General features: G+C 41.8%; 14 protein-coding genes and 1 pseudogene. 4 read left to right on the top strand and 11 right to left on the bottom strand.

What is annotated here, in order from left to right; all coding sequences use genetic code 11:
- From RQ973_RS08575 to lctO, 3 genes and pseudogenes are all read right to left on the bottom strand, one after another.
- Positions 1–138, bottom strand: a pseudogene (locus RQ973_RS08575) (ATPase); the annotation flags it as partial.
- A gap of 10 nt (positions 139–148) precedes the next feature.
- Positions 149–544, bottom strand: coding sequence for a CopY/TcrY family copper transport repressor (locus RQ973_RS08570; RefSeq protein WP_173213772.1), 396 nt, complete (start codon positions 542–544; stop codon positions 149–151).
- Positions 545–909: 365 nt separating this feature from the next.
- On the bottom strand, positions 910–2,046 hold the full coding sequence (gene lctO / locus RQ973_RS08565) for an L-lactate oxidase (RefSeq protein ID WP_000120723.1): 1,137 nt from the start codon (positions 2,044–2,046) through the stop codon (positions 910–912).
- Between the two features lie 215 nt (positions 2,047–2,261).
- Between lctO and RQ973_RS08560 the strand changes: the two genes are divergently transcribed.
- Genes RQ973_RS08560 through RQ973_RS08545 form a run of 4 tightly spaced genes read left to right on the top strand, consistent with a single transcriptional unit; the run spans position 2,262 to position 5,223 of the window.
- Positions 2,262–2,942: an amino acid ABC transporter permease gene (locus RQ973_RS08560; RefSeq protein ID WP_311523672.1), complete on the top strand. Its 681-nt coding sequence runs from the start codon at positions 2,262–2,264 to the stop codon at positions 2,940–2,942.
- A complete protein-coding gene (locus RQ973_RS08555; protein WP_049509559.1) occupies positions 2,902–3,579 on the top strand; it encodes an amino acid ABC transporter permease in 678 nt (225 codons plus the stop codon). Before RQ973_RS08560 ends, RQ973_RS08555 begins: the two co-directional genes overlap by 41 nt.
- Positions 3,580–4,338, top strand: coding sequence for an amino acid ABC transporter ATP-binding protein (locus RQ973_RS08550; protein WP_049525881.1), 759 nt, complete (start codon positions 3,580–3,582; stop codon positions 4,336–4,338).
- Between the two features lie 18 nt (positions 4,339–4,356).
- Positions 4,357–5,223 (top strand): cysteine ABC transporter substrate-binding protein, encoded by an 867-nt coding sequence (locus tag RQ973_RS08545; RefSeq protein WP_311523668.1) that lies wholly within the window; start codon positions 4,357–4,359, stop codon positions 5,221–5,223.
- Between the two features lie 62 nt (positions 5,224–5,285).
- On the opposite strand, the gene pyrE is transcribed toward RQ973_RS08545, so the two are convergent.
- From pyrE to RQ973_RS08505, 8 genes are all read right to left on the bottom strand, one after another.
- Positions 5,286–5,918: an orotate phosphoribosyltransferase gene (gene pyrE, locus RQ973_RS08540; RefSeq protein WP_000170888.1), complete on the bottom strand. Its 633-nt coding sequence runs from the start codon at positions 5,916–5,918 to the stop codon at positions 5,286–5,288.
- A gap of 39 nt (positions 5,919–5,957) precedes the next feature.
- Positions 5,958–6,653, bottom strand: a complete 696-nt coding sequence (gene pyrF, locus RQ973_RS08535; protein WP_311523665.1) for an orotidine-5'-phosphate decarboxylase — start codon at positions 6,651–6,653, stop codon at positions 5,958–5,960.
- 240 nt (positions 6,654–6,893) lie between these two features.
- Positions 6,894–8,195 (bottom strand): FtsQ-type POTRA domain-containing protein, encoded by a 1,302-nt coding sequence (locus RQ973_RS08530; protein ID WP_311523663.1) that lies wholly within the window; start codon positions 8,193–8,195, stop codon positions 6,894–6,896.
- Between the two features lie 9 nt (positions 8,196–8,204).
- Entirely contained in the window at positions 8,205–9,263 is a 1,059-nt protein-coding gene (locus RQ973_RS08525) for a UDP-N-acetylglucosamine--N-acetylmuramyl-(pentapeptide) pyrophosphoryl-undecaprenol N-acetylglucosamine transferase (RefSeq protein WP_311523662.1), read from the bottom strand.
- A 1-nt stretch (position 9,264) separates the two neighbouring features.
- Positions 9,265–10,617 (bottom strand): UDP-N-acetylmuramoyl-L-alanine--D-glutamate ligase, encoded by a 1,353-nt coding sequence (murD, locus tag RQ973_RS08520; protein ID WP_311523661.1) that lies wholly within the window; start codon positions 10,615–10,617, stop codon positions 9,265–9,267.
- Positions 10,618–10,712: 95 nt separating this feature from the next.
- Positions 10,713–13,418, bottom strand: a complete 2,706-nt coding sequence (locus tag RQ973_RS08515) for an FtsX-like permease family protein (RefSeq protein WP_311523660.1) — start codon at positions 13,416–13,418, stop codon at positions 10,713–10,715.
- A gap of 1 nt (position 13,419) precedes the next feature.
- A complete protein-coding gene (locus tag RQ973_RS08510; RefSeq protein ID WP_311523657.1) occupies positions 13,420–14,121 on the bottom strand; it encodes an ABC transporter ATP-binding protein in 702 nt (233 codons plus the stop codon).
- Between the two features lie 346 nt (positions 14,122–14,467).
- Positions 14,468–15,115: SIALI-17 repeat-containing surface protein (locus RQ973_RS08505; RefSeq protein WP_311523656.1), on the bottom strand; the 648-nt coding region annotated here is incomplete at its 5' end.

Raw genomic sequence — 15,115 nt, 5'->3', positions numbered from 1 at the left:
CATGACTTCCACTCGAATCTCTTGGTAGCCCTTTTTTTGCTGGGCCTTTTGTCCAGATTTTTCAGGCTTTTTGAAAAACCAAAACAAGATAAACGCGATAAGGGCAATACAAATAATGGTTACAATGCTATTTAACATGACGTCTCCTTTACATACAATTACATTTTACTTTTGTTACAGCGCTTGATTTCTTCTCAGAAATCACAGCTTCCAAGTATTCCAAGTCAGCCTGAGTAAAATCACATTCCGCAATCAAATCAGCCAACAAGTTCTTAATCCTACGAGAACAAACCTTGTCCTTGATATCTTGGACAAGCAAATCCCGACTTTGGTCCAAAGTTAAAAGGGCTGAATAGACAAAGAACTTGCCTTCTTTTTTCCTTGTCAGACACTCTTTCTCAACCAAACGAGCCAAAAGAGTCTGAATGGTCGACTTGGACCAGTCAAACCTCTCCGCCAGAACCCTGATCAAATCCGTACTGGTCTGCTCTCCTTGCATCCAAATAATTTTCATGACCTGCCATTCTGCATCTGAAATCTGCATCATCACACCTCCTAAATCTACATTTGTCGATTACAGTTATTAGTATACTCTTAAAATCTACATTTGTCAACCATGAAATTCAAATCTTTCTCTTTTTTTAAAATCTTTATTTCAAAAGTGTTTATACTCAATGAAAATCAAAAAGCAAACTAGGAAGCTAGCCGCAGGTTGCTCAAAGCACTGCTTTGAGGTTGTAGATAGAACTGACGAAGTCAGCTCAAAACACTGTTTTGAGGTTGTGGATAGAACTGACGAAGTCAGTAACATATATACGGCAAGACGACGCTGACGTGGTTTGAAGAGATTTTTGAAGAGTATAAAACACAAGCAAAAACCTCCACATCAAGTGGAGGCAATCTCTTTTATCAATACAATTTTAAGTCGCGTGGGTCAACTGGGAAGGTTGGGTTGTATGGGTTGTGACGGAGTTTAAAGTGTTTAACATCTTCAATGGTCTGAGTTCCAGACAATTGCATAACTGTCTTCAATTCCGCATTCAAGTGTTCAAAGACTTGACGCACACCGACACTACCGCCGAGAGCCAAGCCATAGATAACCGGGCGGCCAATAGCTACCAAGTCTGCTCCTGAAGCCAAGGCTTTAAAGACGTGTTGACCACGACGAATACCTGAGTCAAAGACAATTGGTACGCGTTTATCAACTGCTTCTGCTACTTCTTGAAGTGAGTCAAAGGCAGCTGGTCCACCGTCGATTTGGCGTCCACCGTGGTTGGTTACCCAGATACCAGAAGCTCCCGCAGCAAGCGAACGTTCAACGTCCTCACGGCATTGTGGTCCCTTGACATAAACAGGAAGTCCTGAGTATTCAGCTATAAATTCTACATCGCGTGGAGACAAGCGTTGTTTAGCTGATTTGTAAACAAAGTCCATTGATTTACCAGCACCTTCTGGCAGGTATTCTTCAACAATCGGCATGCCAACTGGGAAGACAAAACCATTGCGCTTATCAACCTCACGATTACCCCCTACAGTAGCATCTGCCGTCAAGACAATCGCTTTATAACCTTCAGCCTTCACACGGTCCATGATGTGGCGGTTAATGCCATCATCCTTACTAAAGTAAAATTGGAACCAATGAGGTGTCCCTTGAAGGGCTTCCGTAATTTCTGGAAGGTCGACAGTAGAGTAAGAGCTGGTTGTATAAAGAGAACCAAACTCATGCACACCACGCGCAGTAGCCACTTCACCTTGTTCATTTGCCAATTTATGCGCCGCAACAGGCGCCATAATGATTGGTGAAGACAATTTTTCACCTGCAAATTCAATCTCTGTACTTGGATTTTCAACATTGCAAAGCGTATGCGGAACGATGAGTTTGTGGTTAAAGGCGCGGATATTCTCACGCAAAGTGAAAGTATCTTCCGCTCCACTAGCGATATAACCAAAGGCTGCTTTTGGAATAACTTGTTGCGCCATTGGCTCCAAATCATAGGTATTGATGAAATCTACATGACCTTCTGCATTGCTTGTTTTGTATGACATAAAATGCCCTCCTTAATAAGTAAGCGTTTACTTTGTATATTACAAAAATATCTTAACTCTTTTTTCAAAACTTTTCAAATATTTTGTTTGGAAATTTCAGAAATTTTATGTCTATGATAAAAAATCCTTATAACGGCAATAAAAAATAGATATTATCCAAAGAAGATTTTAAGTGCTACAATAACTGTAATCTTTCTAGATAGGAGGTTCTATTTTTGGATTGGTCCATTGTTGAACAATATCTACCACTATATCAAAAGGCATTCTTTCTGACCTTGCATATTGCAGTTTGGGGAATTTTGGGATCCTTTCTGCTCGGTTTAATCGTTAGTATCATCCGACATTATCGAATCCCTGTTTTGGCGCAAGTAGCGACAGCCTACATTGAATTGTCACGTAATACACCCCTTTTGATTCAACTCTTCTTTCTCTACTTCGGTCTTCCCCGAATCGGGATTGTTCTATCTTCAGAAGTCTGTGCCACTTTAGGACTGGTCTTTTTAGGAGGCTCCTATATGGCAGAATCTTTCCGAAGTGGGCTGGAAGCCGTCAGTCAAACCCAGCAGGAGATTGGATTAGCTATCGGTCTGACACCTATACAGGTCTTTCGCTATGTGGTTCTTCCGCAAGCAACAGCGGTGGCACTCCCCTCTTTTAGTGCCAATGTCATTTTCCTGATCAAGGAAACCTCTGTTTTCTCAGCAGTGGCTTTGGCCGATCTCATGTATGTCGCCAAGGACTTGATTGGGCTCTACTATGAGACAGACATTGCGCTAGCTATGTTGGTAGTTGCTTATCTGATCATGCTGCTACCCATCTCACTGGTCTTTAGTTGGATAGAAAGGAGGCTCCGTCATGCAGGATTCGGGAATGCAAGTACTCTTTCAGGGAAATAATCTCCTGAGAATTTTACAGGGATTGGGCGTCACGATTGGGATTTCAATCCTGTCTGTCTTCTTATCCATGATTTTCGGAACGGTGATGGGAATTATCATGACTTCTCATTCTAGAGTGATTCGCTTCTTGACACGCTTATATCTAGAATTTATCCGGATTATGCCTCAGCTAGTGCTTCTCTTCATCGTTTACTTTGGTTTGGCTCGAAACTTTAATATCAATATCTCAGGTGAGACTTCTGCTATTATCGTTTTTACCCTGTGGGGTACAGCTGAGATGGGAGACTTGGTTCGTGGAGCTATCACTTCCCTCCCTAAGCATCAGTTTGAGAGCGGACAAGCGCTTGGTTTAACTAAAGTGCAACTCTACTACCATATCATCATCCCGCAAGTCTTGAGAAGATTACTTCCACAAGCCATCAACCTTGTCACTCGGATGATTAAAACGACTTCCTTGGTTGTTTTGATTGGAGTTGTTGAGGTTACCAAGGTTGGACAACAAATTATCGATAGCAATCGTTTGACGATCCCAACAGCTTCCTTTTGGATTTATGGAACCATCCTAGTCTTGTATTTCGCGGTTTGCTTCCCTATTTCCAAACTATCTACTCACTTAGAAAAACATTGGAGGAATTAAATGTCTGAAACTATTTTAGAAATCAAGGAACTAAAAAAATCCTTCGGAGACAATCCTATCCTCCAAGGACTTTCCTTAGATATTAAAAAGGGAGAAGTGGTCGTCATCCTAGGACCTTCTGGTTGTGGAAAAAGCACGCTACTTCGCTGTCTCAATGGCTTAGAAAGTATTCAAGGAGGAGATATCCTGCTGGATGGCCAGTCCATCGTTGAAAATAAAAAAGATTTTCACTTGGTTCGCCAAAAAATCGGTATGGTCTTTCAAAGTTATGAACTCTTTCCTCACTTGGATGTCCTTCAAAATCTTATCTTAGGCCCTATCAAGGCTCAAGGACGCGACAAGAAAGAAGTAACAGAAGAAGCCCTACAACTACTAGAACGTGTCGGATTGTTGGATAAACAACATAGCTTTGCTCGTCAATTATCTGGTGGACAAAAGCAACGGGTAGCGATTGTTCGTGCCCTTCTCATGCATCCAGAAATTATCCTCTTTGACGAGGTAACGGCTTCACTGGATCCAGAAATGGTTCGTGAGGTTCTGGAACTTATCAATGACTTAGCTCAAGAAGGGCGTACCATGATTCTGGTAACCCATGAAATGCAGTTTGCCCAAGCCATTGCAGACCGTATTATCTTCCTTGACCAAGGGAAGATTGCTGAAGAAGGAACTGCTCAAGAATTCTTCACAAATCCACAAACCAAACGAGCACAAGAATTTTTAAACGTCTTTGACTTTAGCCAGTTTGGCTCATATCTATAATCAATAAAGGAGATTATTATGAAACTACTTAAACCAATTCTAACTGTTTTCGCTCTAGCATTTGCGCTTATCTTTGTCACAGCTTGTAGTTCAGGCGGAAGCTCTGATGCTTCATCTACGAAGGCAACTGCCAAAGCTCGCACCATTGATGAAATTAAGAAAAGTGGGGAACTTCGAATCGCAGTATTTGGAGATAAGAAACCGTTTGGTTATGTTGACAACGACGGTTCTTACCAAGGTTATGATATCGAACTAGGTAATCAATTAGCACAAGACCTTGGTGTAAAGGTCAAATACGTTTCTGTCGATGCTGCCAACCGTGCTGAATACTTGATTTCAAACAAGGTTGATATCACACTTGCCAACTTCACAGTTACTGACGAACGTAAAAAACAAGTTGACTTTGCCCTTCCTTACATGAAAGTTTCTCTCGGTGTTGTGTCACCAAAAGATAAAGTTATCAAAGACGTTAAAGAACTTGAAGGCAAAACCTTAATCGTTACAAAAGGAACGACTGCTGAAACTTACTTTGAGAAAAATCACCCAGAAGTAAAACTTCAAAAATACGACCAATATAGCGATGCCTACCAAGCCCTTCTTGACGGTCGTGGAGATGCTTTCTCTACTGACAATACTGAAGTCCTAGCCTGGGCGCTTGAAAATAAAGGATATGAGGTAGGAATTTCTTCTCTAGGTGACCCAGATACGATTGCACCAGCAGTTCAAAAAGGTAACCAAGAACTACTCGACTACATCAACCAAGAAATCGAAAAATTAGGTAAGGAAAACTTCTTCCACAAAGCCTATGAAAAAACACTCCATCCAACTTACGGTGATACTGCTAAAGCAGATGACCTAGTTGTTGAAGGTGGAAAAGTCGACTAATACTCAATGAAATCACAAAAAGAAATCAGGTAATCCTAGTGACTACCTGATTTTTATATACCTTAAGCATTTTGCCAATTTTCTTGGTCTTCTTTAAAGCGTTTTAGGAGGTCGAGTCCTTCTGGTGTGATATAGCCTTCTTCTTGAGCTAGGTGGATGAGCTCGCTATAGTTTGAAAGTGTCACTAGTTTGACACCAGCATCCGCAAAGTTCTTATCTGCTTTTGGTAATTGATAGCTAAAGATAGCCACAACTCCAAGAACATCAGCTCCTTCACGTTTAGCAGCTGCTACGGCTTCAAGAACTGAACCGCCAGTTGAAATCAAATCTTCGACAACGACCATCTTTTGTCCTTGGGCTACACGGCCTTCGATTTGATTTCCAGCACCATGGTCTTTTGGTTTGCTACGGATATAGGCAAATGGCAAGTTCATCTTGTCAGCGATGATAGCACCGTGAGGAATACCTGCAGTCGCTGTCCCTGCAATCACTTCTACTTCTGGGAATTCTGCCTTAATAGCTTCCACAAAACCATTTTCAATCAAGCTACGAGTTTCTGGATAAGCAAGCGTCACACGGTTATCCGTATAAATCGGTGATTTAATACCAGATGCCCAAGTAAAAGGTTCTTCTGGTTTGAGGTAAACGGCTTGAATTTTCAATAGATGGCTAGCAATATCTTTAGCAAGTGTCATGGTTTTCTCCTTTTGTTTTTATAATCTATTGCTTTAATTTCAGTCTTGGTTCCACTCATCCTTGATAGCATGATAAGCTGCTACTGGATCAGTGGCTTGAGTAATCGGGCGACCGACAACGATGTAGTCACTACCAATTTGATAAGCATCTGCTGGCGTCATGACTCGTTTTTGATCTCCAACTGCAGCCCCTGCTGGTCGAATACCCGGTGTCAGGCAGATAAAATCTTTGCTTGTTGCTTCTTTGATAAGCTTGACTTCCTGAGCTGAACAGACCACACCATCTAATCCAGCTTCAGCAGTTTTCTTAGCATAATGAATGACCGATTCTTGAAGACTGGTTTGGATATTTTGAAAGTCTCTCATTTGTTCTTCAGAAGTTGAAGTCAACTGGGTAACAGCAATCAATTTTGCTTCTTTCCCAAGACCTTCTCGCGCAGCCTTCATCATCTCTACACCACCTGCGGCATGAACATTGGTCATGTCAACGCCCAGATGAGACAACACCTTCATGGCTGACTTAACCGTATTGGGAATATCATGAAGTTTGAGATCCAGAAAGACATTATGACCTAAGTCTTTCAAATAAGAAACAATCTCCGGGCCTGTAGCGTAATAGAGCTCCATACCTACCTTTAGATAGAGGCTCTCTTCAGCTGGAAAAAGAGCTAAAAATTGCTTGACTGCCTCAAAACTTGGAAAATCAAGAGCAATAACTGGACGAGATTCGCGCATACTTTTCTCCTTTTACCTTTGTTAGCTAGAGAGCATGAAAAAAGGAACCTGCCTACAGCAAGGTTCCACGAAAAATGGGTAGAATCCACCCTTTCACCGTCTAACCTTAGCTGCCTCTCTGGACTGCTTTAAAGGTTTTTTACTATTCTATTATTTAAAGCTGTACTTGTCAAGTAAAAAACAGTAATTGAACTTGTAGAAAACAGGACTCATCATCAAGTCAACAGAATCATCTCAAGCTTAACGACTCTGTGATTGTTGGGTTGTTTGATTTTGAGTTTGTGTTTGATTCTGAGTTTGATTCCCTTGCTCTTCTTGTTTTTTCTTTTCTTCTTCCTGCTTCTTCTTTTCCTCTTCTTTAGCTTTGATTCTTGCTTCTTCTAAAGCCTTATCCGTCAAGCTATAACTATAGATCCCAACTTCCATATCAATACCGCTTGGCACTGTTAATTGAGGTTTAATCTTGCTATAGTAAGGCAATTTTTTACCTAGTTCTGATAAAGGAACCAAAACCTCATCCGTATCATACATGGTAATTTTGAGCAGATCACTGGTTACACTGCTTGGAGCCAATTCAATCGTTTTGATAGCTTGCTTAATCTCTGGGCTGACTTCAGCCAGTTGTTCAATCAAGTTTTTGACTTGCTGCTCATCGTTAAAGAGTACGGACATATAGGTTTCTGGAAGATCAACAAGGCTAACTGGACTGGTTTCCACCGTCCCACTAGAAAGAATCGGATAATGATCCTCTCCAGAAACATAATAGGCTACAATCCCGTATTCCTTGACCTGGATGGTAAAATTGGTCGGGAATTGATAGTGAATGCTCGCAGATTCAATCCAGTGATTGGACTTAATCATCTCAGCATGCTTGTCTTTATTGAGGAGCAGATCAAAGGTATAGTCACTATCACGAATCCCTGAAGCCTCTTTGATTTGGTCTGCATTGGTCTCTACCGTACCAGTAACCTCTATGTTTTTCAAAGTTGAGTATGGCGTCAAAAGATAGATGGAAAAGAACAAGACAAGCAAACTTGGGATTAGAATCGTAACAGCACGCCAGATATGAACACTTGGAATAGAAGGCTTAGCAATCTTTTTCTTAGACTTAGATCTCTTTTCTTCTACTTTTGTTTCTTCAGATGTTTCGTCCTCTTCTTCTACTTGTTCTGTCTCAGTAGTTTCCTCCTCATTCTCAGGAGAGGACTGGTCTTCTGCACTCTCCTTCTGCTCTTCAGGATTAGAATCTGAGGTCTCTTCTGCCTCAGTATCTTCAGATAAGTCTGACTCTTGTTCTTCCTTGGTCTCTTCTTCAGCCTTTTTGCGCAGATATTCACGGTTCTGCTTCTGCCACTCTGATAAGGTGGTTTCTTCGTCTTCCGGAGCTTTTGCAACTTCTTTCTTATTGGTATCTGCTTGGGCCTTTTCTTTGGCTAGTTGGGCCTCTTCCTCAGCTTTTTTTTGAAGATATTCTTGATTTCGTTTTTGCCACTCTGACAATTCCTTGCCTTGAGTTGGCTCTTGTTTCTTATCCTTTGACATCGATTTTCCTTATGATAGATCTTTTTTTAGTAGCGCATAAAAATCCGCCACAGATTTTAATTCATGAGAATTCTTCATCGTGCTCTGGTAGTCTTCTTTGTGGGTCAAAAGCTTGCTTACCTTTTCTTCTAAAGTTGACAAGGTCAAATCGCTCTCTTGCAACTCCTCTGCATAGCCTTTTTTCACGAAATAAGCTGCATTTTCAATCTGGTCTCCACGGCTAGCTTCACGTCCGAGAGGGACAATGACATGCAATTTAGCCATGGCAAGGAGCTCAAAAATAGTATTGGCACCACCACGAGTAATGACCACATCAGCCAGATTCATGAGCGGTTGATAGAGGTCAGTCACATAGTCAACACGATAGAGGTTTGAACTTAGTTCATTTAAACTAGCATCACCTGTCAGGTTGATGATATTGTAGCGACTAGTCAACTCTTCCTTGTGGTCTGTAACTAATTGGTTAAAGACACGCGCTCCAGCTGAACCACCTACAAAGAGAAGGGTTGGTAACTTACTATCGAAGTAAGTTTGGATATCCACCATTTCTTCAGGTTCTTCCATAACTGGACCAGAAACCTTGGTCACGGCTCCAACATGCTCTACCTTAGTGAGACTAGACGCTTGTTCAAAAGTAGAGTACATCTTGGTCGCAAACTTATAAGCGATTTTATTGGCCAATCCCATAGAGAGATCAGACTCGTGGATAAAGACTGGCACTCTGCATACTCGCGCTGCAATAACAGGCGGCACAGATACAAATCCACCCTTAGAAAAGAGGGCTTGTGGACGAACTCGAAGCATGATAAAGAGCGATTGAAGGATTCCAAACGCAACTTTAAAGACGTCAACCATATTTTGCCATGAGAAATAACGACGTAATTTTCCTGTTGCAATAGAATGGAAAGTGACATCTAGACCTGACTTGAGGATTTCATGGTGCTCAATCCCATTTTTATCTCCAATATAGTGGACTTCCCAACCATCTTCGATGAACTTAGGCATTAACAAAAGGTTGAGGGTAACGTGTCCCACCGTTCCCCCACCTGTAAATACTATTTTTTTCATATTATCCCTTTAACTCCGCTACAGTATCGATGAAAAGATCTCCACGTACTTCAAAGTTAGCATACATATCCCAGCTAGCATTAGCAGGACTGAGGAGAACCACATCTCCTTCTTCTGCGAGTTCATAGGCCTTGCGAGTTGCATCTGCAATATCTGTCGCATCGACATAAGCCACACCAGCTTTATCTGCTGCACGTTTGACACGTTCTGCAGACTGGCCGAGGATGACCATTTTTTTCAGTCCAGTAATATCAGGAACCAACTCGTCAAACTCATTGCCACGGTCCAACCCACCAGCAATCAAGATAACCTTGCTGTTGTCAAATCCAGACAAGGCTTTTTGAGTCGCTAAGATATTGGTTGACTTACTATCGTTATAAAATTTAACGCCATTGATTTGGTCTACAAACTGGAGACGGTGTTTGACTCCACCAAAGGCTGACAAGGTCTCCTTGATAGTTTCATTGTCAACGCCACGAAGTTTAGCAACAGCAATGGTTGCAAGAGCATTTTCCACATTGTGGCTACCAGGAACACCGATTTCATCAGCTGCCATGACTTTTTCACCACGGAAGTAAAGAAGACCATCTTCAAGATAAGCACCGTCAACCTTTTCAAGGGTTGAGAATGGTACTACAGTCGCATTTGTCTTTGTCGCAAGCTCTTTAGCTAATTCCTGGTTGAAGTTCAATACTAGGTAATCAGTTGCTGTCATATTGCTTTGGATATTCCACTTAGCTTCAACATAAGATTCAAAAGAACCGTGATAGTCGATATGTGTTGGCATCAGGTTGGTGATAACAGCAATTTCAGGATGGAATTCCTGGATTCCCATTAATTGGAAAGAAGAAAGTTCCATGACAAGGGTATCCTTATCTGTCGCAGTTTGAGCCACTTGACTAGCAGGATATCCGATGTTCCCTGATAAAAGTCCATTTTGCCCCGCAGCAGTCAGAACTTCTCCAATCATAGTGGTGGTCGTTGTCTTACCATTAGAACCTGTAATACCTACGATTGGTGCTTCTGAAATCAAGTAGGCCAACTCAACCTCTGTCAAGACTGGAATGCCTTTTTCTAGAGCTTTTTCAATCATCGGATTGCTATAAGGGATTCCTGGATTCTTCACCATGAGAGCAAAATCTTCGTCCAATAATTCCAAAGGATGGCCACCAGTGACAACCTTGATGCCCTCTTCCAAGAGACTTTGCGCAGCTGGATTTTCCTCAAAAGGCTTGCCATCATTCACTGTCACAATGGCACCTAGCTTGTCCAAAAGACGAGCTGCAGATTCACCAGATTTGGCCAAACCTAGGACTAATACTTTCTTATTTTCAAATTGATCAATTCGTTTCATATCTAGAACTCCATTTCTACTCTTACTATTTTACCATTTTTATGAAAATAAAAAAGCCACAAAGGGCTTTCTTATTTGTTTTTATCCTCGATCAACTATTCTACAGACTTGAGGGCTTCAAGCATATCTACCTTTCGGAGATAATGATTGACAAAAACTCCTAGGATGGTCAAGATGACACTAACAGCTAGAATTGGAATGAGATACACTTCCCAGCCGACTTTCGGTTGAAAACGGAAGGTTCCAGGTGCAATCATCTGAATGAGAAATTGATGGAGATAAAAGCCTGAGACCAATCCTACAATCATTCCAATTAGTGACAATATGATGGTCTCCCGATAGATATAAAGGGTCACTTCTTTGTTATGAAAACCAAGAACCTTGATGGTTGAGAGTTCCCTAATCCGTTCAGCAACATTGATATTGGTCAAATTATAGAGAATCACAATAGCCAGTAGCACCGATACCAGCACCAAAATCGCCATGGTATGATTCAGAGAATTGGCAAAACTTTCAAAGAGCTGAATGGTGGAGGCATTTTGAACGAGGCCACTGATAGCCGCCTGGTCCATAAATTCTCCTGCAACTCTTTCAGTATTCCCTTCACTTTTATCCTTAAGTTGGACCAGATAGGTGTTCATCTTGGGAGCTTGACCATATATCTCCTCATAGGTCGCCTGATTCATGTATACAAAATGACCAACATAGTGCTCGGTAATAGCACCTACTTTAAAGGTTTTTCCATCGATTGTAAAATTGTCACCAACAGAAACTCCAGCCAACTGGGCTAATTTTTCAGTCAAGACAACTCCGTTAGACAAGCCCAGTTTTTCCCCATTTTTTTCTAATTGAACAAAGGGATCCAGGTCATCTTGATCCGTTACCATCATGGTCACAGTTTGAACACCTGCCTTGCCAGCATACTTTTCTTCAATCTGTTTGGAAGAAATTAAACGATAGTTTTCAACTTCATCACTTTTCAGTTTTTCCTCTAGCTTGGCCTTATCAGAATCTGAAGCTCGAGAATTGACAGAAAGAATCATCTGGTATTGTTGCAGATCCTTAAACTGCCTGTCGGCCACTCCAACCACAGAGGATTGAATCCCAAGCCCTGCAAAGAGAAGGGCTACTGAACCAGCAACTCCAAAAATGGTCATCAACATGCGTTGTTTGTAACGGAAAATGTTACGGGCTGTTACCTTCTGAGTAAAACTCAAGCGTGACCAAATCAATGTTATGCGCTCCAAGAGAATTTTAGAACCCTTGACTGGTGGCTTAGGTAGTAATAATTGCGCTGCTTCTTCATGCAACTCTTTGCGAGATACAAGGTAGGCAGGTAAAACGCTAGCTATTAAGCTTAGTCCCAGAGCCAAGAAACTATAGGTCCAATAGAAATTCTGCTGACTCTCTCCAACAATCATTCGCTCAGTAATAATATGCGAAATTGTGGGTGCTAGGATGTAGTGACCAAGCAAAATTCCTAGAAGGGTTCCAAGAGTACCAGCAACCAGACCGTAAATCACAAACTTAGCAATGATATCCTTGCTATGGTAGCCTAAAGCCTTAAAGATACCAGCATTGGTCCTTTCCTCGTCTACAAAACGAGTCATGGTAGTAAAGGTAACCATGGCTGCAACGGCATAGAGAACAACTGGAAAGATATTCCCTACGGCACGAATACTCATAGCCGAGTTACTATACATGAGGTAACCTTGACCAGTAGGAGAACTCTTGCGATTATAGACATGATAGTTTGGCTCTATTAGAGCATTGACCTCATCCTGACTAGCCTGCCATTTATCCTTTTCCTTAGTAAGATCTGTTTCGGCTTGGCTCAGCTTTTCCTTTTCTTGCTTTAGTTGTTCTTTTGCTTCTTCTAACTGACTAGATGCTTGACTTTTTTGTGGTTCTGGTAGTTGGCTCACTTGATTTTCTTGAGCTTGTAGACGCGTTTCGATTTCCTGTAGACGTTTCTTGCCAGCTGTCAAGTTGGTCTCTGCCTCGTCTAATTGTTTCTTGCCCTCATCAAGGGAATCTTGAGCCTCCTTCTTCATTTTCTCTAGCCGCGCTTGACCATTATCAGCAACTAGATCTTTGAGAGTTGCCTCTTCTTCCTCTTGTTTCTTTTCGTAATCACTAGAGAAGGGATTGACATCTGTTAGGCTAGCAAAACGTAGGCGGGCAATCGTGTAAACAGAGCTCTTGAAATTTGCTTCAGTTACGACACCATAGGCTGCTAAGTTCCCATTTCCACTGGCTGAACTCCCCATATCCGTTTTTGAGAAAATATCTGGAGAGTGGACAAAGCCTGTAATGGTATAGCTATCCCGCTTCAACTGAGAATTGCTGCCCTTCTTTTGACTCAAATGAATGACTTGCCCAATTTGATAGTGATCTTTCCAAAAATAAGCTAAAGCCAATTCATCTTCTTTTTCAGGCAAACGCCCTTCCGTTACTTGAAATTTTGAAATCTTTTCAGTATTTGAAAAGATCCGTATGGCATCTTCACTGTTTGCCAGAGTCAAATCTGTCATATAACTAAATTCAACATCTGCTCCTGATAGAGTTTGCAATTCTTCCTGGTCTGCCTGATCTAAACCATAATCTGCTATGACGGTCATATCTGCCGCATTAGTATCTTTCAGATAAGCCCAAGCTGTTCGCTCCATATTAGGACTAGCAACCTTGAGACCAACCACGGCTAAAGAACCTAACATCATTAGAGTTAGGATGGATAAAAACCGTCCCTTTGAACCTGTGAAAGACTGGAGCAGGTCTTTCCAATATGTCTTTCTTTTCATCTTAGTACTCCAAATCATCAATATCCTGTGGTTGAGGATTGAGGACAACACTCTTGACACTGGCATCATGCATCTGAATCACCCGATCAGCTATAGGAGCTAGGGAGGCATTGTGGGTCACGATGATAACGGTGGCCCCCTTCTTACGTGACATATCTTGAAGAATCTTTAGAACCTGCTTACCCGTCTGGTAGTCCAAAGCTCCCGTTGGTTCATCACAAAGGAGAATTTTAGGATTTTTAGCCACGGCTCGAGCAATGGAGACCCGTTGTTGCTCACCGCCTGACAGCTGAGCTGGAAAGTTATTCAGACGGTGCCCTAATCCTACATCCTTGAGAACCTGCTCAGGATCCAAGGCATCGGCAACAATTTCTGAAGCTAGCTCAACATTTTCCTTAGCAGTCAAGTTAGAAACCAAGTTGTAAAACTGAAAGATAAAGCCAACGGCATCTCTACGATAGTTGGTTCTCTGATGGGAGGTATAGTCAGAAATGTTAGTCCCATCAATCCAGACTTGCCCTTCATCGTTTGTATCCATACCGCCTAGAATATTTAAAACGGTTGACTTCCCTGCACCAGATGACCCAAGGATAATGACTAGTTCTCCCTTTTCAATCTCGAAGTTGACATCTCGATTGGCCACGATTTCCGTATCTCCAGTATGATACCTCTTATAGCTGTTTTTCATTTCAATATAAGCCATCCTATCTCCTCCTCTTCTATCCCTATTTTCATCTTTATTATAACTCTTTTGAGGAGAGAAAGAAAGCTTATCCCTGTAGACTTTAAAGAGATTTTCAAAGTCCTCAGATGTGCTGAATCCAAGTCAGTATAGCCTTTCCTTTCTCACCTTGTTTCTATGGCAATTCCCCTAATTTGCTTTTGAGTTTTTGTAGAAAATTCTCACTTTTCTTCTTTCGCAATTGATTCATGAGAAAAAAGCGAACAAGACCAGCTTCTGTTTATCAGAAAACTAGTTTTGTCCGCTTTTTATTGTCGAGATTAGTCTCTCGGTCCAATCTCTATGACTTAGATGCTTTTATATCATCTTATTCGTCTTCTTTTTTCTTTCCCATTGCAAAGAGACCAAGTAATGCTCCTACAACACCTGCTGTTGCAAGGCCAGCATTTTCTTTAGTGCCTGTCTCTGGGAGTTTGTATTGATGACTTGCAGGTGCTTGGTAGGTCTTATCTTGTGACATAGCAAGAGCTATTTGTGACTGCTCATCTTTGAATTCTGGAACCTCATGGATAGCTCCTTCTGATCCATTGACACCACCTGTGTATTCTGGAACTTGGTGAGTAGTCCCTTCTCCACCAGGAACGCCACCAGTGAACTCAGGTACTTCATGAACAGCTGCTTCTGCTCCATTCACACTGCCTGTGTATTCTGGAATTTCATGAACAGTTGCTTCTGCTCCATTCACACCACCTGTGTATTCTGGGATTTCCACTACTTGTGCTGCTTCATCGCCTACTGTACCAATAGCTCCTGTGTACTCTGGGATTTCATGAACAGCTGCTTCGACACCATTCACTCCGCCAGTAAACTCTGGAACTTCTACAACTGGAGCTGGATCGTCACCTGCTGTTCCAATTGCTCCTGTGTACTCTGGAACTTCTACTACTGGAGCTGGATCGCCGCCTGCTGTTCCAATTGCTCCTGTGTACTCTGGAACTTCTACTACTGGAGCTGG

This window comes from uncultured Streptococcus sp. (assembly GCF_963511325.1).
In the GTDB taxonomy this organism is placed as follows: Bacteria; Bacillota; Bacilli; order Lactobacillales; family Streptococcaceae; genus Streptococcus.
The sequence above is the reverse complement of the archived record's forward strand: the minus strand, read 5'-3'. Positions and strand labels throughout refer to the sequence as shown.